The 18,869-nt window shown below is 40.8% G+C and carries 21 protein-coding genes; 11 read left to right on the top strand and 10 right to left on the bottom strand.

The genetic code is table 11. The features are described from left to right. The first annotated feature begins 382 nt into the window (after positions 1 to 382). Positions 383 to 1,015: a 7-carboxy-7-deazaguanine synthase QueE gene (locus LV92_RS13800; RefSeq protein WP_031445035.1), complete on the top strand. Its 633-nt coding sequence runs from the start codon at positions 383 to 385 to the stop codon at positions 1,013 to 1,015. Between the two features lie 213 nt (positions 1,016 to 1,228). On the opposite strand, the gene LV92_RS13795 is transcribed toward LV92_RS13800, so the two are convergent. From LV92_RS13795 to LV92_RS13770, 6 genes are all read right to left on the bottom strand, one after another. Beyond that, positions 1,229 to 2,443 carry a DNA polymerase Y family protein gene (locus LV92_RS13795; protein WP_111624240.1) on the bottom strand — a complete coding sequence of 405 codons (1,215 nt, stop codon included), beginning with the start codon at positions 2,441 to 2,443 and terminating at the stop codon, positions 1,229 to 1,231. A gap of 383 nt (positions 2,444 to 2,826) precedes the next feature. Beyond that, positions 2,827 to 2,997 (bottom strand): DUF6747 family protein, encoded by a 171-nt coding sequence (locus LV92_RS21805; protein WP_170126329.1) that lies wholly within the window; start codon positions 2,995 to 2,997, stop codon positions 2,827 to 2,829. Positions 2,998 to 3,380: 383 nt separating this feature from the next. After that, on the bottom strand, positions 3,381 to 4,247 hold the full coding sequence (locus LV92_RS13785; protein ID WP_111624238.1) for an acyl-CoA thioesterase: 867 nt from the start codon (positions 4,245 to 4,247) through the stop codon (positions 3,381 to 3,383). A gap of 44 nt (positions 4,248 to 4,291) precedes the next feature. Then, positions 4,292 to 5,833 carry an acyl-CoA carboxylase subunit beta gene (locus LV92_RS13780; RefSeq protein ID WP_111624237.1) on the bottom strand — a complete coding sequence of 514 codons (1,542 nt, stop codon included), beginning with the start codon at positions 5,831 to 5,833 and terminating at the stop codon, positions 4,292 to 4,294. Between the two features lie 45 nt (positions 5,834 to 5,878). Continuing rightward, a complete protein-coding gene (gene accC, locus LV92_RS13775; RefSeq protein ID WP_111624512.1) occupies positions 5,879 to 7,357 on the bottom strand; it encodes an acetyl-CoA carboxylase biotin carboxylase subunit in 1,479 nt (492 codons plus the stop codon). 13 nt (positions 7,358 to 7,370) lie between these two features. Continuing rightward, positions 7,371 to 7,889, bottom strand: a complete 519-nt coding sequence (locus tag LV92_RS13770; RefSeq protein WP_170126328.1) for an acetyl-CoA carboxylase biotin carboxyl carrier protein subunit — start codon at positions 7,887 to 7,889, stop codon at positions 7,371 to 7,373. A 569-nt stretch (positions 7,890 to 8,458) separates the two neighbouring features. Here LV92_RS13770 and LV92_RS13765 point away from each other — a divergent pair. From LV92_RS13765 to LV92_RS13720, 10 genes are all read left to right on the top strand, one after another. After that, positions 8,459 to 8,965, top strand: a complete 507-nt coding sequence (locus tag LV92_RS13765; RefSeq protein WP_111624235.1) for a c-type cytochrome — start codon at positions 8,459 to 8,461, stop codon at positions 8,963 to 8,965. 18 nt (positions 8,966 to 8,983) lie between these two features. Next, the gene (locus LV92_RS13760; RefSeq protein ID WP_111624234.1) at positions 8,984 to 9,565 is read left to right on the top strand and encodes a fasciclin domain-containing protein; all 582 of its coding nucleotides are present in this window, start codon (positions 8,984 to 8,986) and stop codon (positions 9,563 to 9,565) included. A gap of 34 nt (positions 9,566 to 9,599) precedes the next feature. Then, positions 9,600 to 11,561, top strand: a complete 1,962-nt coding sequence (gene nosZ / locus LV92_RS13755; protein WP_111624233.1) for a Sec-dependent nitrous-oxide reductase — start codon at positions 9,600 to 9,602, stop codon at positions 11,559 to 11,561. A gap of 133 nt (positions 11,562 to 11,694) precedes the next feature. Next, a complete protein-coding gene (locus tag LV92_RS13750; protein ID WP_111624232.1) occupies positions 11,695 to 12,339 on the top strand; it encodes a hypothetical protein in 645 nt (214 codons plus the stop codon). 9 nt (positions 12,340 to 12,348) lie between these two features. Next, positions 12,349 to 12,783: a nitrous oxide reductase accessory protein NosL gene (locus LV92_RS13745; protein WP_111624231.1), complete on the top strand. Its 435-nt coding sequence runs from the start codon at positions 12,349 to 12,351 to the stop codon at positions 12,781 to 12,783. A 114-nt stretch (positions 12,784 to 12,897) separates the two neighbouring features. Next, positions 12,898 to 13,191: a cupin domain-containing protein gene (locus tag LV92_RS13740; protein ID WP_111624230.1), complete on the top strand. Its 294-nt coding sequence runs from the start codon at positions 12,898 to 12,900 to the stop codon at positions 13,189 to 13,191. After that, positions 13,191 to 14,429 (top strand): nitrous oxide reductase family maturation protein NosD, encoded by a 1,239-nt coding sequence (locus LV92_RS13735; protein ID WP_111624229.1) that lies wholly within the window; start codon positions 13,191 to 13,193, stop codon positions 14,427 to 14,429. Before LV92_RS13740 ends, LV92_RS13735 begins: the two co-directional genes overlap by 1 nt. Next, entirely contained in the window at positions 14,426 to 15,136 is a 711-nt protein-coding gene (locus LV92_RS13730) for an ABC transporter ATP-binding protein (RefSeq protein WP_111624228.1), read from the top strand. Before LV92_RS13735 ends, LV92_RS13730 begins: the two co-directional genes overlap by 4 nt. After that, entirely contained in the window at positions 15,129 to 15,911 is a 783-nt protein-coding gene (locus LV92_RS13725) for an ABC transporter permease (RefSeq protein WP_111624227.1), read from the top strand. Before LV92_RS13730 ends, LV92_RS13725 begins: the two co-directional genes overlap by 8 nt. 31 nt (positions 15,912 to 15,942) lie before the next feature. Beyond that, positions 15,943 to 17,160: a hypothetical protein gene (locus tag LV92_RS13720; RefSeq protein WP_111624226.1), complete on the top strand. Its 1,218-nt coding sequence runs from the start codon at positions 15,943 to 15,945 to the stop codon at positions 17,158 to 17,160. On the opposite strand, the gene LV92_RS13715 is transcribed toward LV92_RS13720, so the two are convergent. The 4 genes from LV92_RS13715 to LV92_RS13700 all read right to left on the bottom strand — a co-directional run bounded on the left by LV92_RS13715 (position 17,157) and on the right by LV92_RS13700 (position 18,814). Continuing rightward, complete coding sequence (locus tag LV92_RS13715) at positions 17,157 to 17,555, bottom strand: group III truncated hemoglobin (RefSeq protein ID WP_394336266.1); 399 nt, start codon at positions 17,553 to 17,555, stop codon at positions 17,157 to 17,159. The two genes, LV92_RS13720 and LV92_RS13715, sit on opposite strands and share 4 nt — an antisense overlap. Positions 17,556 to 17,707: 152 nt before the next feature. Then, on the bottom strand, positions 17,708 to 17,953 hold the full coding sequence (locus LV92_RS13710) for a 2Fe-2S iron-sulfur cluster-binding protein (protein ID WP_111624225.1): 246 nt from the start codon (positions 17,951 to 17,953) through the stop codon (positions 17,708 to 17,710). A 96-nt stretch (positions 17,954 to 18,049) separates the two neighbouring features. Further along, entirely contained in the window at positions 18,050 to 18,334 is a 285-nt protein-coding gene (locus tag LV92_RS13705) for a hypothetical protein (RefSeq protein WP_245946385.1), read from the bottom strand. 18 nt (positions 18,335 to 18,352) lie between these two features. Further along, positions 18,353 to 18,814 (bottom strand): hemerythrin domain-containing protein, encoded by a 462-nt coding sequence (locus tag LV92_RS13700; RefSeq protein WP_111624223.1) that lies wholly within the window; start codon positions 18,812 to 18,814, stop codon positions 18,353 to 18,355. Positions 18,815 to 18,869 lie beyond the last annotated feature (55 nt).

Here is an 18,869-nt window from a genome sequence, read left to right as displayed (position 1 = left end):
TTAATGGCAATATTCAAGCGCCTAATTTAGCAATTACAAACCGAATAGAAAATCCGTCCTGCCACCTATTTTGCCACTAGGGAATTTTCTTAAGTAAGCTTGCCTGGCAATTAGGTTTAATTGTTATTGTAGTACGCTATTTTTTTAAACAAATTTTGGATTCACTTTAATTTGTCCCTCAATTGCTTTTGCTATAGCACAATTGCGTTGATTACATCAGCATTATCTCCTTCTTTTTACAAACGCAAACCTAAGGTTCATTCTTCGGGCAGTTATAAAAATTTAATTTACAATTTTATTGGAAAAGCAGGGATTAGGGCTTGCCGAAATATCTTTTTCTTAATTAGTAGTGCCAGAGCGGGGTATTTTCTATCTTTGCGCCATGGTAAAAGAAGATGTTTTAGCGTTGGTAGATCAAGGCCTTATGCTGCCTTTAATGGAGGAGTTTTACACTATTCAGGGCGAAGGTTTCCATAAGGGGACCGCGGCTTATTTTATTCGTGTGGGTGGTTGCGATGTGGGTTGCCATTGGTGCGATGTAAAGGAAAGTTGGAATGCGGAAACCCACCCTCCAACAGGAATAGACCATATTGTAACCAATGCGGCCAAATATTCCGATACCATAGTCATTACTGGGGGAGAACCCCTTACCTGGGATATGGGGCCCCTAACGGAAGCCCTAAAGGCCAAGAACCTAAAGACCCATATAGAGACTTCCGGAGCCTATCCGCTTTCCGGAACCTGGGACTGGATCTGTCTTTCCCCTAAAAAGAACAAGTTGCCAGAAGGGATTATCTATGATAAGGCGCACGAACTAAAGATGATCGTGTACAATAAGCACGACTTTATTTTTGCAGAGGAACAGGCGGCCAAGACCAATAAGGATTGTATTTTGTACCTGCAGCCGGAATGGAGCGTAAGGGACAAGGTAGTTCCCTGGATCGTAGAGTATGTAATGCAAAATCCCAAGTGGAAAGTGTCTCTACAGACCCATAAGTATTTGAATATTCCCTAAACGTAAGTTGAATGTTCAAAGTTGGAAAGTTTAAAGTTAAAGATCTTTGAATGCTGGATGTTAACTGCTCAATACTGATTGCCAATAACTGTGTACGGGAGCCACTATAATAAACAGATTGCCACAATTTGCCTAGCTGTCGTTAGCAAATCTCGCAATGACGGAAACGACTTTGAACCTTGAACTTTCCAACTTTGAACTTTAGGCACAGCCTCACTGTTTCCTATGAGCCAATACAATAGGGGGTTGTCCGTTGAACGGATTCTGCATTCTGCCAATGGTCTTGGCGTCCATGCCGGAGGCCCTTATAACGCTCTTGTCCCCATAGCGTTCCCTAATCTTGTCCAAGGCGTTGTATAGGTTTAATATTTCCTCGGTATCATCAAATAGATCTATCTGGTAGTTGCCCTGAACCAGATGACTGAAACGAATGCCGATAAGCCTAATCAACAGCCTTTTGTTGTACAATGTGTTGAAGAGGTCCAAAATCTTGGGAATCAGGATATGGTCCGCACTGGTATACGGAATCTTTAATTGTTTGGAATAGGTATTAAAATCCGAATAGCGAATTTTTACGGCAATGCAGGCGGTTAGTTTTTTCCCCCTCCGCAACTGATAGGCCAGATTCTCGGTCATGGCAATAAGGATCCCCCTTAGTTTAATGACATCTATGGTATCCCTCTCAAAAGTACGTTCGGTGGAAATGGATTTACGTTCGGAAAAGGGGATAACAGGGGTGTTGTCTATACCATTGGCCCGTTTCCATATTACGCCCCCATTGGCACCCAATACCCGCTGCATCATATCCATGGGCATTTCTTGGATGGTTTTTATTTGCCGCAACCCCAAATTTCTTAGGGTCTGATAGGTCTTGTCACCTACCATAGGTATTTTTTTTATGGATAAGGGCGCTAAAAAAGGTTTCTCGTGGCCTATATCTATCTTCAGTTCATTGTTGGGTTTGGCCTCATTGGTGGCTACTTTGGATACTACCTTGTTTACCGACATGCCAAAGGAAATGGGAAGTCCGGTTTCCTTGATAATTTTATGGCGCAGTTCGGTGGAGAATTGGTGACAACCATAAAAACGGTCCATTCCCGTAAGATCTGCATAAAATTCATCTATGCTGGATTTTTCGAAGACCGGTACCTGCTCTTTGATAATATCGGTTACGATATCCGAATGTTTGCTGTAGGTTCCTGCGTTCCCTTTTATGATAATGGCTTCCGGACAGAGTTCCTTGGCCATTTTCATAGGCATGCCGGAATGCACTCCAAAACCTCTGGTCTCGTAGCTACATGCGGCCACCACGCCTCTGTCGCTAACGCCACCAACGAGTATGGGCCTATGCTCCAATTTACTGTCCTGAAGTCGCTCTACGGATACAAAAAAGGTATCCAAATCCAAATGAAGTATTGTCTTGTTCATTGCACACCAAAAAAAGGTATGCTAAATTATGGAATATTTCCAATATTTTGGATAATATCCATAATTTATTTAAAAGCAACTTATCATTGGATCAACATCAAAAAAACATCTGTCAAGGTTATATTGTTCAAGTGGGGGAACTACATAACATTAAAAAAAATAGTGTAAAATTGAAAGTTTGCAGAACCTAATGTTTTTGCAACAAAATAATACTATTCAAAGGTATATAGCAGGATCGAGAACAAGGCAAGGAAAAAGCAAAGGAAGACCAAGATCAATAACAATTTTAGTGTCATTGGAACCTCGATTCCATCACTTTTTCCTACCAATAATTCCCTTAAATACTGCATGCCTTTCATATTAATTAATGCATTTCTTCTTAATTAGTCCCAAGCAAATCCGGTTACCAGTCTAAAAATGAAAGCGTACAATACTACGGCAAACATAGCTACACTGAACCATAAGAAAGCTTTGAAATAATTTCTGACAATAATGCTTCCTAGGTTTTTGAATCCTTCGGCATAAATTTCTTTAACGAGTAATAATGTCTTCATATCTTTTATTTAATGTTATAGGGCAAAATTCGACCAGCCTTGCCCTAAACAGAAATTTAGTAGTCAAAAGGGAAAAAAATTGGTCAAAAAACGAGAGGAATATTTTTGCGAGGACAAACGGTAATTTACAGGGGATAAACCGCAGTTGGCATCCTAAACGCAAATAGTATTTCAAGGATGTTAATGGTAGTTTGGCAGATTGCAGTTGGTCTATCCTAGTCCGAAAATAATTGGCCTAAGCAAGATTGGTCCAAGATCTAACCCATGGAGAAAGTAAGGGTGTTGATTTGTCCGGTACTGGGCAGTCCTAAGAATTTAATACAACAAAGCACTTTTAAATTAGGTGAAAAGTGCTTTGTAATTATAGGAGCCCATTAATAGTATTAACCTAGCTGAGTGTTGCGCATTAAACCTTCCTGTGCCACAGAGGCTACCAGAACACCATTTCTGTCAAAAATACTGCCCCTGGAAAAACCTCTGGAATTACATGCGCTGGGACTGTCCATAGTGTATAAAAGCCATTCGTCTATTTTAAAATTCCTGTGGAACCATATGGCATGGTCTATACTGGCATAAAAAGTTTTTCCTTTCCTAAGTTCTTCACGATGGGGAAGGGAGGCGGTGGTTAGGATGTTGTAGTCGGAGGCATAGGCCAATAATTGTTGCTGCAAGGGTAAATCGGCCTTTACCTTTTCCGTAGCCCGCATCCACATATGGTTAAATGGTGGGCCATCTTTGGCAAGCAGGGCGGTTAGCCGTTCCACAGGTTTAAATTCGAATACCTTTGGATGGGTAAGCTTGATAAGGTTATAGGAATCCGGATCTGTTTTTTTCATTTCCTCAATTTGCTCCAAGCTGTTCATTAACTTTTTGGGGGTAATTAAATTGGGCATGGTAATCTGGTGCTCCACACCATCTTCTTTGACCTGAAAGGATGCTGCCATATTAAATATGGCCTTGCCGTTTTGTTTTGCTACCACTCTACGTGTGGTAAAACTACGGCCGTCCCTCAGACAATCTACTTCATAGGTGATGGGAATGCTCAGGTCTCCCCCCAGAATAAAATAGCCGTGCATGGAGTGGGCCATCTTATCACTGGATACTGTTTGGTAGGCGGCATGCAATGACTGGCCCAAAACCTGTCCCCCAAAAACCCTGCCCCAAGGAGCCTGATAGTTTTGTCCCACAAAGGTATTGTCATTGATTCTTTCCAATGTTAATAATTGTATAAGTTCTTCTAAGTTGCTCATGTTCTGTTATCGATTCAAAATTACGCTAAGTGATCAGCAATAGATTACAAAGGTATATTACCGTGTTTTTTTTTGGGCAGATGCACCACTTTATTTTCCAGCAGCGCAAAGGCTCTTATCAATTTCCTGCGGGTATCCTTGGGAAGGATTACTTCATCTATAAACCCTCTTTCCGCTGCGCTATACGGATTGGCAAACTTATCGGCATATTCCTCCTCTTTTTCCTTTAGTTTGGCCTCTGGATACTCTGCAGAATCTATTTCTTTCCTAAAGATGATCTCACTGGCTCCCTTGGCACCCATTACCGCAATTTCGGCACCGGGCCATGCATAGTTAAGGTCGGCCCCAATATGTTTGGAGTTCATAACATCATAGGCGCCACCGTAGGCCTTTCGGGTAATAACGGTTACTTTGGGAACCGTGGCCTCACTAAGGGCATAGAGCAGCTTGGCACCATTGGTTATTATGCCGTTCCATTCCTGATCGGTACCTGGCAGGAATCCGGGAACATCTACCAATACCAAAAGGGGAATATTGAAACAATCACAAAAACGGGTAAATCGCGCCGCTTTTTTGGAACTGTTTACATCCAAGACCCCGGCCAGACTCATGGGCTGATTGGCAACGATCCCGATACTTTTTCCCGCCAATCTGGCAAAGCCCACGACTATATTTTCGGCATAATGCTTATGGACCTCAAAGAATGGGGAATCGTCTATGATTTCATTGATGATGTGCCTCATATCATAGGGCTGATTGGCATTTTCTGGTATAATGGTTTCCAACTTTTCCCGGATCTCGGTATTTAGGGAATAGGGGAGTGGCTGTGGCACTTCCTCACAATTTTGGGGTAAGAAACCAATGAGTTCCTTAATCTGCGCAATGCACTCCAAGTCGTTTTCCGCTGTAAAATGGGTGACCCCGGATTTGGTGGCATGGGTCATTGCCCCGCCCAATTCTTCGGAACTAACGGCTTCATTGGTCACGGTTTTAACCACATTGGGTCCGGTGACGAACATATAGCTCGAATTTTCCACCATCAGGGTAAAGTCGGTCATAGCCGGCGAGTAGACTGCTCCCCCGGCACAAGGGCCCATAATGGCGGATATTTGCGGAATAACCCCGGAGGCCATTACATTCCGGTGAAAGATATCGGCATAACCGCCAAGCGATCTTACCCCTTCCTGTATTCTTGCGCCGCCGCTATCGTTCAATCCAATAATGGGCACTCCTATTTTCATGGCCATATCCATTACCTTGCATATTTTTTCGGCATGGGTCTCGGAAAGAGAACCTCCAAATACGGTAAAATCCTGGGCAAAAACACAGACCTGTCTACCAGCAATTGTTCCATAACCCGTGACTACCCCATCTCCATAAAATATTTGTTTGCCCATGCCAAAGTCTTTGGTCCTATGGGTTACCAGGGTACCCAATTCTTCAAACGAACCTTCGTCCAACAGAAAATGAATTCGTTCACGAGCAGTAAGCTTGCCTTTCGAATGTTGGGTTTCAATACGTTTTTGGCCGCCACCCAATTTTGCTTTGGCAATTTTATCTTCCAGTTTTTTTATGTTTTCCTTCATTAGGTAATACTTTTTGCCATTTAAAAATTTTGGTCCATGTGGCGTTTATCTCTTGGTTCTTTTTAAGGACCAATTGGAGTTTTTATAAGCGGGAAGCTTTAGTTGCTCCTGGTGCTCCAAGAACAGTTTTAACCCTACCATAGCCGCAATTTCACGCTCTTCTGTATATTGTTGGTGCAGCAGTTCCGGAGTATAGAAATTCTTAACAAAATGGGTGTCGAAATTCCCGGAGGTAAAGGCTTCATGTTCACAGACAAACTTCCCAAAGGCTAGGGTAGTGGATATTCCCTTAATCTTATATTGTGAAATAGCGCTGATCATTAGTTGAATGGCTTCTGCCCTGTCTTTACCATAGGTAATTAATTTGGCCAACATGGGGTCGTAATAAATGGGTATGGTCATGCCTTCCTCAAAACCGTCATCCAACCTTATTCCTTTGCCCTCCGGACGCCTATAGGTTTCCAAAGTACCTATGCTCGGTAGAAAATTGTCCAATGGATCTTCGGCATAGACCCTAACTTCCAGGGCATGTCCCTTTATACTTAAATTTTCCTGTGAAAATGCCAGTTTTTCATTTCTGGCAATTCTGATCTGTTGTTCCACCAAATCTATGCCGGTAATTAGTTCTGTTACAGGATGTTCTACCTGTAGGCGGGTATTCATTTCCAAAAAATAGAAATTTTTATCGCTGTCCAAGAGGAATTCCACCGTTCCTGCCCCTACATAATCACAGGCCTTGGCTACTTTTATGGCAGCTTCTCCCATGGCGGCTCTTATTTTTGGGGTCAATATGGCCGATGGAGCTTCTTCTACTACCTTTTGATGTCTTCTTTGTATACTGCATTCCCTTTCAAAAAGATGTATAATATGGCCAAAATTATCGGCCAATATCTGGATTTCTATATGTCTGGGAGATTCAATGTATTTCTCCAAAAAGACGGCACCGTCTCCAAAGGCTGCCTTGGCCTCGCTAATGGCACGTTCCATTTGCTCCTCTAATTCCGATGGTTGTTGCACCACCCTCATTCCTTTACCGCCACCACCGGCGGAGGCTTTTATTAAAATGGGGAACCCGATCTCTTCGGAAACTTTCCGGGCCAGGGTAATATCGGTAATGGATTCTTCAATTCCAGGTACCATGGGAATATTGTAGGCCTTTACAGCCTCCTTGGCTGCCAATTTATTGCCCATAACCTTTATGGCATGGGGTTTAGGGCCTATAAAGGTAATTCCGTTATCGGCTACCAGTTGGGCAAAAACGGCGTTCTCACTTAAAAACCCATAACCTGGATGGATAGCTTGGGCCTTGGTCTGTAAGGCTGCCTCCACAATTTTGTCCATGTTCAAATAGGATTCTGAGGAAGGCGAATTGCCCAAGTGGACCGCTTCATCGGCAAATCGTACATGGGGAGCCTCCCTATCGGCATCAGAATAGACCGCTACTGTTTTTATACCCATATTTTGTGCCGTCCGCATGATGCGCAGCGCTATTTCTCCCCGGTTGGCTACCAATATTTTTTTCATCTCCATATTAAGGCTATTCCATTTCAATGATTAACTGTCCTTTGTCAACAGTATCGTTCACCTTGACATTTATACTTTTTATAACGCCTTCCCCCGGGGAAGTGATGATATTTTCCATTTTCATGGCCGATAGCACAATTAGTGGGGTGCCCGCTTCTACTTTTTGTCCTACCGTGGCCATGACATCTATAATTAGCCCGGGCATGGGGGCCTTAATATTGTTTATTTTATGAGTTTTGGTAGTCAACAATCCCATTTTGTGGACCATTTGATCATACTCATCTGCTAGGACCATTGCATAACTATTCCCATTTACCTCTATGGTCATAGTTTTGTTGGCAAAATCGGTATTCAAGATTTTGATCTTATAAGACCGGTTTTGCCTTAGGGCATGAAATTGCTGATTGCCTATGGGAACAATATCCAAGGATGCTATATCCGTTGGATTTAAAATGAATTTTTCATTGTCGATAGTAATATCGTAGTTGGCCATAAAATACGGGTTCACAATTGGGCCCAGGCTTATTTTCATATGACCATGGCCGCGATTAATAATCAAAAAATATAGGATCAAAAAGTTGCGGCTAAATGTAAAATGGCTATAAACCATTCCATATTGTTCCAAACCTTATTTATCCCAAACTTGGCCTTCAATTTTAAGATTGAAAGTAAATTGAAATGGCCCTAAAAATTTTCGGGACCAATAGCACCAATGTTTCTGTTTAACTGCTTTTACTAAGATATGTAAAAGATTTAAAAGACAGATACTACCGAGCCAATTCCCAGTTTCCGAGAATTATTTGGTCTATGGAATGGAAGGGGTAGTGTTTTGGAAAACAATTGTTTAAGGTCTATTTCAGCTAATTTTTTTGAAATAAGGGTCCTATTGTAGGCTTCATCACGGTAAATAAATCAAAAAAAGGACATTTTTATCCTTAATATGATTTTTATCATGTTTTTTGTTTCAATGGCAACCTAATTTTGTCCCAATAAATTGTTAAAAATCGCAAATTATGTATTAAATCTTTTCCAGTAACAACGTTCAAATCAGAAGTACAAATAGTTAAAAACGACCTATAAACAACAATTAAAAATAAAGTGATGAAAATAATTTTAAAAAGTAGCGCAGTTCTTTTTTCAGTGTTGATGATGAGCTGTGGAGGTAAGGAAGAAAAGAAAAAAGAAGGCTTTAGTGTAGACAGGGCAAAAACCACAACGGAACAACCTGCACCGGCTCCTACGCCAACAGATGCGAAACCCTCTGAGACCGTGGATTTGACCAACAAGGGAGTAGGACCCATAACATCATTAGCCTTGGCGGCCGAAGTAGATCAAGAGATGGCTAAAAAAGGTGAAGAAATTTACAACCAAATGTGTTTGGCCTGTCATAGGGTAGATAAAAAATTCATAGGGCCGGCCCCAAAAGGTGTTTTGGAAAGACGTAGCCCTGAATGGGTCATGAACATGATCCTGAATCCTGAAGGTATGGTTAAGGAAGATCCATTGGCAAAAGCTTTGTTGGCTGAATTCAACGGTGCTCCTATGGCCAATCAAGGTCTGACCGAAGAACAGGCCAGAGCAGTATTGGAATATTTTAGAACCTTATAATCTTAAATACATAGCACTATGTTCCCGACAACCAATTTAAAATCATTGATACTATCGTTTCTGATGCTGGGCGTTTTGTTCAGTTGTAAAAACGAACCGAAGACAGCAACGTCCCCTACTCAGAACAAAGCTGGGACGGAGGAAGTTGAAAAACAGGGCCAGGCCTTTATCGACGATGATGGTTCCACGCCCAATGTTCTACAGATTGCCATAGGTTCCCCTGACCATACTACTTTGGTGGCAGCGGTTCAGGCCGCAGGATTGGAAAACGCCTTGGTTAATGCAGGTCCCCTAATGGTATTTGCCCCTACCAATGAGGCTTTTGCCGCACTACCGGCAGGTACTGTGGAGGATCTTTTAAAACCGGAGAACAAAGATGCTTTGGCCAATATTCTAAAATATCATGTTACCGCGGGTAATTATAGCAAGGAATTTTTAATGAAGTTTAAAAAATTGGGGCAGGCCAATGATCAGAACGTTACCGTTGAGGTAGTAGGAGACGATGTGTTGGTCGGTGGTGCCAAAATTTTGGCCAGTGTACCTGCGGGCAACGGAATTGTACATGTGGTAGACAAAGTAATGTTGCCCCCAACAGAATAATTATAGAACTCAATAATCAATTAAATCAAAAACAATGAAAAAGCATACCTATTTAGTATTAGGACTCTTGGGCTTTGCCGCCCTATTGACTAGTTGCGGTAACGGCAACCAGGGCAAAGGTTCTTCCGGAGCATTGAATTCGAGCAATGCCGAAAAAGTCTATGTAGCCCCTGGGGAACATGACGAGTTTTACGCTTTTATGTCCGGGGGATATAGTGGCAACCTAACAGTTTATGGCCTACCATCTGGCCGAATGTTCAAGGAAATCCCTGTATTCTCTCAGTTTGCCACCTCAGGCTACGGCTATTCAGAGGAGACCAAGCCAATGTTGAACACCTCTTTTGGTTTTGTGCCATGGGATGACTCCCACCACCCGGATATTAGCCAAACCAATGGTGAATTGGATGGAAGATGGATATTCATAAACGGAAACAACACGCCAAGGATTGCAAGGATAAGCCTTACGACCTTTGAAACAGAGGAAATCATTGAGGTACCTAATAGTGCCGGTAATCACAGTTCGTCTTTCATTACCGAAAACACCGAATATGTAGTTGCAGGAACCCGTTTTTCGGTACCAGTTCCCCAAGCCGATATGCCAATTAAGGAATACAAGGGCAATTTTAAAGGAGCCCTGTCCTTTATTAGTGTAGATCCGGAACATGGCCATATGGATATTAAATTCCAAATACTTATGCCTGGGTTTAACTATGATCTATCACATCCTGGACGTGGAAAATCTCATGGTTGGTTCTTCTTCACCACTTATAATACGGAAGAGGCCAACTCACTTTTAGAGGTTAACGCATCTCAAAATGACAAGGATTTTATTGCAGCTATAAACTGGAAAAAAATCGAAGAATACGTAAACAATGGAGGTGGTACAAAAATGCCAGCAAATTATGCTCATAACGTATATGATGAGCATACCCATACTGCAACCTCTGTTATGAGAAAAGAAGTCCTTACGGTAGATCCTACTAAAATACCTGGAGCGGTGTTTTTCTTGCCCACTCCAAAATCTCCCCACGGTTGTGATGTAGATCCTTCCGGTGAATATATTATTGGTAACGGAAAGTTGTCGGCAGATTTAACAGTACACTCTTTTGATAAAATGATCGCTGCCATTGAGGGTAAAAAGTTTGATGGAGAAGCCTATGGTATTCCTATCCTAAAATTTGAGGATGTACTTGCCGGAACTGTAAAAAGTGGTGGTCTTGGACCATTGCATACCGAGTTTGATGGCGAAGGTAATGCCTATACTACCTTCTTTATCTCTTCGGAGGTGGTGATGTGGAAACTGGGAACTTGGGAAGTTATCGATAGAAAACCTACCTACTATTCTGTTGGCCACTTAATGATACCTGGTGGTAATTCCAGAAAGCCTTTTGGTAAATATGTGGTAGCTATGAACAAGATTACCAAGGATAGATATCTGCCCACAGGTCCAGAGTTGGAACATTCTGCTCAATTATATGATATTTCTGGGGATAAAATGGAACTTATTTATGATTTTCCTACCCATGGGGAGCCACATTATGCCGCAGGAATCCCTGCTGAACTCTTAGCCCCTAAATCGCAAAAGATCTATAAATTGGCAGAAAACAAACACCCATACGCTACTTTGAGTCCTGCTGATGCCAGGGTTGTTCGCGATGGAAAGGATGTACATATTTATATGTCTACCATACGAAGTCATTTTACCCCGGATAATATTGAAGGTGTCAAGGTTGGCGACAAGGTATATTTCCATATAACGAACCAAGAACAGGATTTTGATGTACCACACGGTTTTGCTGTGATAGGTGCCAACACCTCGGAATTGTTGGTTATGCCAGGTCAGACCAAGACAATAATTTGGGAGCCTAAGCAAGTTGGGGTATGGCCGTTCTACTGTACCGATTTCTGTTCCGCGCTTCACCAAGAGATGCAGGGCTATGTTAGGGTTTCACCAGCAGATTCCAATTTGGAACTTTCCTGGTCCCTAGGCGAATAAGGTTACTTATTATTAGTTTTTAAGATAAAAGCGGGTCTGGTTTAAGAAACTGCCCGCTTTTTTAACAAGTTGAAGAGAAGGACAACCATCCAATACATTGTTCAATTTGTAAATAATAAAATGACGATAAGAAATGAAAAATGCAAGTATAATAATGATCATTGGCCCATTATTTTTATTGGGATTGTTTGCCTTTCCCTTGTGGAACATTATGCTGGGGGCACCTCAATATCCAGAACCATTGGGCATGAATATTCATATTTCGGGAATAGAGGGGGTCTCTGAATTTGATTTACAGAATATAGACGGATTAAATCACTATATTGGAATGAAAACCATACCAAAATCCGGGGAAATGTGGGAATTTGATATTTTTCCCAAGGTGATTATTGGAATGGTGGTCCTTGGAGTACTGATAGGGCTATTGGGATTTTTTGGAAAAGTGGATTTTAAATGGTTTCTAGGCTGGTTTTTACTGATGTCCGTTTTAGGAGTATTGGGGATGTACGACTTTAATGAATGGCTTACCGATTATGGCTCCAATCTGGATCCTCATGCCATTATTAAAGTGACCAATGCGGATGGAACCCCTATGACTTATAAACCACCCTTGTTGGGATATCAAAAAATGTTGAATTTTGATGTAACCTCCCTTCCAAGTATTGGTGCCTATATGATGTTTATTGGAATGTCACTTACATTGCTAGCATCCTATCTTGGCTGGAAGGGCAAGAGATTAAGGGTAAAACAGCTGTCAAAAAAAACGGTAGCTGCATAATTTTTAGATATGGTAAACTACAGAATAGTTGTGTTTTTGTTTTTATTGTTGGCATCTTCTTGCAATGTTGGTCCTCAGCCCATTGCCTATGGAACCGATGGATGTCATTTTTGTAGTATGACCATTGTGGACAGGCAGCATGGCGCTGAAATTGTTACGGACAAGGGCAAGGCCTTTAAGTTCGACTCAAGTGAATGTATGATGAATCACCTTAAGGATATAGATAAGAAACAAGTTGCTCTTTTTTTGGTAAACGATTACAATCAACCAGGGGAATTAATCGATGCAACTGCGGCAACCTATCTGATCAGCGATCGTATTCCCAGCCCCATGGGAGAGTTTTTAACCGCTTTTAAGACGGAGCAGGCGGCAGTGGATGCACTATTGACGTATGAGGGTGACCTATTGACTTGGGAACAGTTAAAACTGAGATTTAACTTATAGACATCCAAAAACAAGCCTAAGGGCTTGTCCTCTAAGGTAATCAAGAACAGGGTAATTTTATTCTTCTGACATGCAGATGTGTTCGGAAATAATTAGCCTAAAATAACAATGACTATGTACACTATTAACGATCAGATAAAAAATCAGGAATATAATAAGCTTCAAGTAAATAAATTGGTAAAAACAGAAGCCTTGGAAATATTGAACATTAGCTTGGAAAAGGATGCCATTTTTCCGGAACATACGGCCCCTACGGACGCCCAATTGATTGTTTTGGAAGGAAGGATAATCTTTCATATCAATGGTAAATCCTATTTCATAAGTGGGCAACAACACTTTAGTTTTCCCAAAAACGTGCCGCATTGGGTATCGGCCGAAGAAAATTCCAAATTTCTGATCATTAGATAATGGGAAGGATAAGGGTACTTTTCTGCTTTCTATTATTGCTGTTTGCTAATCATTTACGGGCTGGGACCATCACGGTCTGCGGATCCTGTGAGGTGAAAACTATAAAGGAGGGCGTAGCCTTGGCAGCCGATTTTGATACACTGTTGATCAAAAAAGGAACCTATAAGGAATTCAATATCCAAATAACCAAACCCTTGACCATTATTGGGGAAAACTATCCTGTAATTGATGGTGAGGATCAAGGGGAGATCATAACCATAGTCTCGGACAATGTTACCATAGACGGCCTGTTCATCATAAATGTTGGCACCAGTTATACGGCAGATTATGCCGCTATCAGGGTGGTGCAGAGCGAAAACTTTTTAATTCAGAATGTGGTGCTGGAAAAGCTATTTTTCGGTATTTATTTGGAGAAGAGCAAGAACGGAAGGGTATATCACAATAAGATAATCGGGGATGCCGTGGACGAATACAATTCGGGGAATGGCATACAGTTATGGTATTCACAGAATATAGTTGTGGAGCGCAATATTGTTCAACACGTAAGGGACGGTATCTACCTAGAGTTCTCGGACAATATCACTATAGAGAACAATATCAGTTCGGACAACCTTCGTTATGGGCTGCACTTTATGTTCTCCAATGATGACATTTATAAGGACAATACCTTTGAGAACAACGGGGCAGGGGTAGCGGTCATGTTTTCCAAAAGGATAAAAATGTTGGGAAATACCTTTAAAAAGAATTGGGGAACCACTTCCTTTGGTGTGTTGTTAAAAGAGATCAATGATGCGGAAATTACAGGCAATACTTTTGAGGAAAATACAGTGGGTATTAGTATTGAAGGCTCCAATAGGATAAATTATTCAAAAAATAATTTCATAAAAAATGGATGGGCCATAAAAGTACGTGGAGCCTGTTATTCCAATACCTTTATCCATAATAACTTTATGTACAACTCCTTTGATCTGGCCTACAACAGCAATTTGAACGATAATATTTTCGACGAAAACTATTGGAGCGATTATACAGGTTACGATCTGGACAGGAACGGTACTGGTGATATTCCCTACAGGCCGGTAAAATTATTTTCTTATATCGTAAACAGAACCCCCGAAACTATTATATTACTTCGCAGTTTATTTATGGATATTATCGATTTTTCAGAAAAAGTATCCCCTGTTTTTACCCCGGACGAATTAGTTGATGCAAAACCCTTAATGAAAAAAATTAAATGATACACGTTGAAACCCTACATAAGAAATTTGGTAAAAATGTGGTATTGGCAGGATTGGAACTCAATATAGACCATGGCGGTATTTTTGCTATCCTGGGACCTAATGGTTCCGGTAAAACAACTTTGATCAAAACAGTGCTGGGGATGGTAATTCCCAATAAAGGAACTATATCCGTAATGGATTCACTTGTTAGAAATAAGTGGAAGTATCGCCAAGACATAAATTACCTTCCGCAAATTGCCAATTTTCCAGGAAACCTCAAGGTAAAGGAATTAATAGCAATGATAAAGGATATTAGGCAAAAACCGAGTGACGAACAAAAGTTGATCGCCCTATTTGGTTTGGAGCCATTCTTGGATAAAAAATTGAGCAACCTTTCCGGGGGAACCAAACAAAAGGTAAATATTGTACTGACCTTTATGTTCGACAGTCCCTTGATTATTTTGGACGAACCCACCAATGGTTTGGATCCCTTATCGTTGATCCGTCTCAAGGAGCTTATTTTTGAGGAAAAGGAAAAAGGAAAGACTTTCTTGATAACCTCCCATATTATGCAGTTTGTAGAAGAGGTTTCGGACCAGATCGTATACCTGCTTGAAGGCAAAATTTACTTTAAGGGCAGCATTGCGGAATTAAAGACCAAAACCGGACAAAGCAATTTTGAACATGCCATTGCGGCAATATCAACCCACAGCAACCATGATTAAGATATTAAAATATAGTTTTTACGACCTTATGCGTAGCCGTTGGAGTTACGTTTATTTTCTGTTCTATCTGTTGTTGGGCTTTGTATTGTTGTTTTTGAACAATGAGCTTTCCAAGGCCGTTATTACATTAATGAACGTTATCATTATTCTGGTACCCCTTATAGGGACCATATTTGGCGTAATGTATTTCTACAATTCCAAGGAATTTACAGAACTCCTTTTGGCACAGCCTATTAAAAGGTCGTCCATTTTTCTGGGCCAATATTTTGGGGTTGCCGGTTCGTTGACGCTGAGCTTGGTTTTGGGCCTGGGCATTCCTTTTACATTATACGGACTGTTCCAAAGTAATGCCATTTGGGATTTTTCGCTACTATTGATAACGGGTGCGTTTTTAACGCTGATCTTTACTGCAGTCGCCTTTAATATTGCCCTTTCAAATGAAAATAAGATAAAAGGTTTTGGGTATGCCGTCCTGGCCTGGTTGTTTTTGGCGGTAATTTATGACGGACTCTTTCTAATGTCATTGATTGTTTTTGAGGAGTACCCCTTGGATAACCTTTCCTTGATTGCGACCATGTTTAATCCTATAGACCTATCCAGGACCTTAATTCTGCTAAAACTCGATATTTCGGCTCTTTTGGGGTACACAGGAGCTATTTTTAAGCAGTTTTTTGGGACTAATATGGGACTATTTATGTCAATTTTTATGCTGTTCCTTTGGACGGTTATCCCTGTTTGGCGCTTGGCCTATGTAGCCAAAAGAAAAGATTTTTAATAGTACCTTTAGCTGAATTCCATGATATTGCGTGATAGTTGTCAAAACCCATATTAAAGTATCCCTAGGCTATTTTTTATTGGCTGCCCTACTCGGTGTTTTATTGCGGACCTTTGTGGTTGCTCCAATGCCCATCAATTATCGGTTTATAGTGCATACACATTCCCATATAGCACTTTTGGGCTGGGTGTATTTTGCACTTACCACCTTGTTGTACCATTTTTTTTTGGACAAGCAGCTTTTGGAAAAGAGTTATCGTAGGATTTTCTGGTTTACACAGCTCTGTTTGCTAGGGATGTTGTTGTCCTTTCCGTTTCAAGGGTATGCCCTGTTTTCCATAATATTCTCCACTTTATTCCTTTTGGCTTCCTATTGGTTTTCCGCTTTTTTTATAAAGCACGCGCCCCAGGCATTCAAAGGAACCAAGGCTTATATCTGTGTGAAATATGCCCTGTGGTTCATGATAGGTTCTAGTATCGGTCCATGGGCTTTGGGGGGTATTATGACGGTTTTAGGACCCGAATCCATATGGTATAGATTGGCTATTTACTTCTACTTGCACTTTCAGTACAACGGATGGATGATATTGGTACTTATGGGGCTCTTTTTTTATTTGTTGGAATACCTTAAAATTAATATTTCCACTAAAACATTTAAGTGCTTTTTCCTGACTACGGTCCCAGGTATCGTCCTCAGCTTTTTTCTGTCTACCCTTTGGACAGGACCTGCATTGATTTATTATATTTTGGGCGGATTGGGCGCTGTATTACAACTAATAGGCTATGGTATTCTAATAAACATCTGCCGTGGAAATAGGGTGGTATTGAAATCGACCCTTTCCCAATTTCAGTTTAATACTTTAAAGTTGGTAGCCTTCCTATTACTGGTTAAAATGATTTTGCAATGGCTTACCGCTTGGCCCTACTTTGCAAATTTGGCCGCAGCGGTTTTGGATTTTACTATTGGCTATTTGCATTGGACCTTTTTGGGAGTCATTAGTACGGCCTTATTTTTCTTTTTGGAATTTTTTGGATTGATAAAACTGACCAGGATGGCCATTGCAATGTATTTGGGTGGTTTTCTCCTTACGGAAGGTCTTATATTTTATAGGGGGATGGCCGCATGGTTGGGATGGCCCTTGTTCGAAGATTATTCAATACTCCTGGCGGGTGGAAGTTTATTGATACCAATTGCGCTGATGTTGGTCCTATGGTCCAACAAAGGCAATGAAATTAAGATACAAGCTTAACTGGTCCTAGCCCTGTGTTGATAAATGTTCATGTAAAGCATTGTGGACATTTTCTGGGCCCTATTTTTTGCAATCGATGCCACTTCCCCTTCAAAAAGCTCATCAATAGTGGCAAACCATTCGTTCAGCCAAAGTCCAAAATGTTCCGGGGTAATATTATGGTTCATTTTCTTGTCCACCTCTTGGTGAACAGCAATGGGGTTGCCTAAATATTTTCGTTTTAAGAGCAATTGACTCTCCCAAAAATCGGTCAGTAATTCCAAATGACTGTCCCAGTCTTTGATTATGCCATTAAAAATGGGCCCCAATATTTGGTGCTCCCTAATCTTGGCATAAAAACTAACCACCAATAGGTTCACATCCTTTCTCTCCTTTATTTCTGATTTTAACAACATAAGTTTAAACTAATAGCTCAGGGAATACTGTAAAGGTAGTCCGTTGAATTTGTATTTTATAATAATTGGCCGTTTAGTATAGGTGTTTGCAACCCTTCTTGCTCACACATGCAGGCCATTATATCTTTTGCTTACATGTTTCCGGATTATTTTTATCCAAAATCATTATCCGTTATTATTTTAAAAACCAAATTATGTAACTCGGCATTTACTGGAATTTGGCATGCCAATCTACTTTGAGGGGAGGCAACCTCTAGTCGGCATAAGGTCTGTTTTTCATCACGCAGCATTTTGGAACTTAAAGTGCCTTTAAGAATTTGAATATGACATGTTCCGCACCATGCCCTACCTTTGCAATCTCCCCATTCCTCCAAATATTTGTCAAAAAGAAGTTCCATTAGGCTGTGGTATTCATTTGGCCTACAAGTGGCAGAATTGGTGTCCCCAAATTCGTCAATATAAGTAAAAGTGTAGGGTTCCTACTTCATTTATTATTAAATAAGAATCCCTACAATGGTCAAGACACTGAAAAGGACGCTCAAAACTAATAGGTTAAACATAGTTTTGGCACTTAATCTGGCCAAAACGGCACTGTTATAGGCCATACAAAAAATAGTTACCAGAAAAAGCAAGGTCAATTTGATTCCGGCAGGCATCTGGTTCATAAGTACTACCATGGCGGCAACAGATCCAATACAACTTTGGCCAATAATGGCAATGGTGGAATACCCTGTTTGTTGCCTTTTAAATTCGCTTAATAATTGATTGTAAAGTCTCATAATCATCATATTTTAGTGTTATTCCCAAAACCTATCTGTGGTGTTTTCCAAAAATTTGGTTTCCTTATGATGTTCTAAAATAAATTGCAATTGCTGTTCGTTGGCCACCTTCTGAATTTCATTGAACAATACCCTTTCCTCAAAACGTATATGTTGCTCCAGTTCTTCCTCTATGTGGTTTAGCGACTTTTTTAATTCGGTGGTGCTATGGAAAAGGCGATCCAGTCTCCGGTGTTGTGCAATGGCCTTTTTTACCAAGATGTTGTCATTTCCGAGTATTGGGAAGAGGTGTTTTTCTTCCTCTTCAAAATGGGGGATCAAATAGGTTTTGTAAAACCAATCAGCGTAGGTCTTTATCCGATCTGTAGATACTCCTTTGGAAAGACCGGTCCTAATTTTCCATGACAACAACAAACCTTGATGGTGTTCCCTGCTCAAAGGTTGTATGGCTTTATGTCTTTTTATAGGTTTAACTTTCATATCAACTTGTTTTTGTATGGTTAAGGCCAATTGTAGGGTCGTTATATTATGTCAT

It is taken from the genome of Arenibacter echinorum (genome assembly GCF_003259375.1).
GTDB lineage: Bacteria > Bacteroidota > Bacteroidia > Flavobacteriales > Flavobacteriaceae > Arenibacter > Arenibacter echinorum.
Note: the sequence above shows the minus strand (reverse complement) of the source record. Positions and strands in the feature narration are given on the sequence as shown.

Bases quoted from the DNA above. Each gene is read 5' to 3' on its own strand.
- LV92_RS13800 (WP_031445035.1), top strand. From the start codon at position 383: ATGGTAAAAGAAGATGTTTTAGCGTTGGTAGATCAAGGCCTTATGCTG.
- LV92_RS13795 (WP_111624240.1), bottom strand. From the start codon at position 2,443: ATGAACAAGACAATACTTCATTTGGATTTGGATACCTTTTTTGTATCC.
- LV92_RS21805 (WP_170126329.1), bottom strand. From the start codon at position 2,997: ATGAAGACATTATTACTCGTTAAAGAAATTTATGCCGAAGGATTCAAA.
- LV92_RS13785 (WP_111624238.1), bottom strand. From the start codon at position 4,247: ATGAGCAACTTAGAAGAACTTATACAATTATTAACATTGGAAAGAATC.
- LV92_RS13780 (WP_111624237.1), bottom strand. From the start codon at position 5,833: ATGAAGGAAAACATAAAAAAACTGGAAGATAAAATTGCCAAAGCAAAA.
- accC (WP_111624512.1), bottom strand. From the start codon at position 7,357: ATGAAAAAAATATTGGTAGCCAACCGGGGAGAAATAGCGCTGCGCATC.
- LV92_RS13770 (WP_170126328.1), bottom strand. From the start codon at position 7,889: ATGAAAATAAGCCTGGGCCCAATTGTGAACCCGTATTTTATGGCCAAC.
- LV92_RS13765 (WP_111624235.1), top strand. From the start codon at position 8,459: ATGAAAATAATTTTAAAAAGTAGCGCAGTTCTTTTTTCAGTGTTGATG.
- LV92_RS13760 (WP_111624234.1), top strand. From the start codon at position 8,984: ATGTTCCCGACAACCAATTTAAAATCATTGATACTATCGTTTCTGATG.
- nosZ (WP_111624233.1), top strand. From the start codon at position 9,600: ATGAAAAAGCATACCTATTTAGTATTAGGACTCTTGGGCTTTGCCGCC.
- LV92_RS13750 (WP_111624232.1), top strand. From the start codon at position 11,695: ATGAAAAATGCAAGTATAATAATGATCATTGGCCCATTATTTTTATTG.
- LV92_RS13745 (WP_111624231.1), top strand. From the start codon at position 12,349: ATGGTAAACTACAGAATAGTTGTGTTTTTGTTTTTATTGTTGGCATCT.
- LV92_RS13740 (WP_111624230.1), top strand. From the start codon at position 12,898: ATGTACACTATTAACGATCAGATAAAAAATCAGGAATATAATAAGCTT.
- LV92_RS13735 (WP_111624229.1), top strand. From the start codon at position 13,191: ATGGGAAGGATAAGGGTACTTTTCTGCTTTCTATTATTGCTGTTTGCT.
- LV92_RS13730 (WP_111624228.1), top strand. From the start codon at position 14,426: ATGATACACGTTGAAACCCTACATAAGAAATTTGGTAAAAATGTGGTA.
- LV92_RS13725 (WP_111624227.1), top strand. From the start codon at position 15,129: ATGATTAAGATATTAAAATATAGTTTTTACGACCTTATGCGTAGCCGT.
- LV92_RS13715 (WP_394336266.1), bottom strand. From the start codon at position 17,555: ATGTTGTTAAAATCAGAAATAAAGGAGAGAAAGGATGTGAACCTATTG.
- LV92_RS13710 (WP_111624225.1), bottom strand. From the start codon at position 17,953: ATGGAACTTCTTTTTGACAAATATTTGGAGGAATGGGGAGATTGCAAA.
- LV92_RS13705 (WP_245946385.1), bottom strand. From the start codon at position 18,334: ATGAGACTTTACAATCAATTATTAAGCGAATTTAAAAGGCAACAAACA.
- LV92_RS13700 (WP_111624223.1), bottom strand. From the start codon at position 18,814: ATGAAAGTTAAACCTATAAAAAGACATAAAGCCATACAACCTTTGAGC.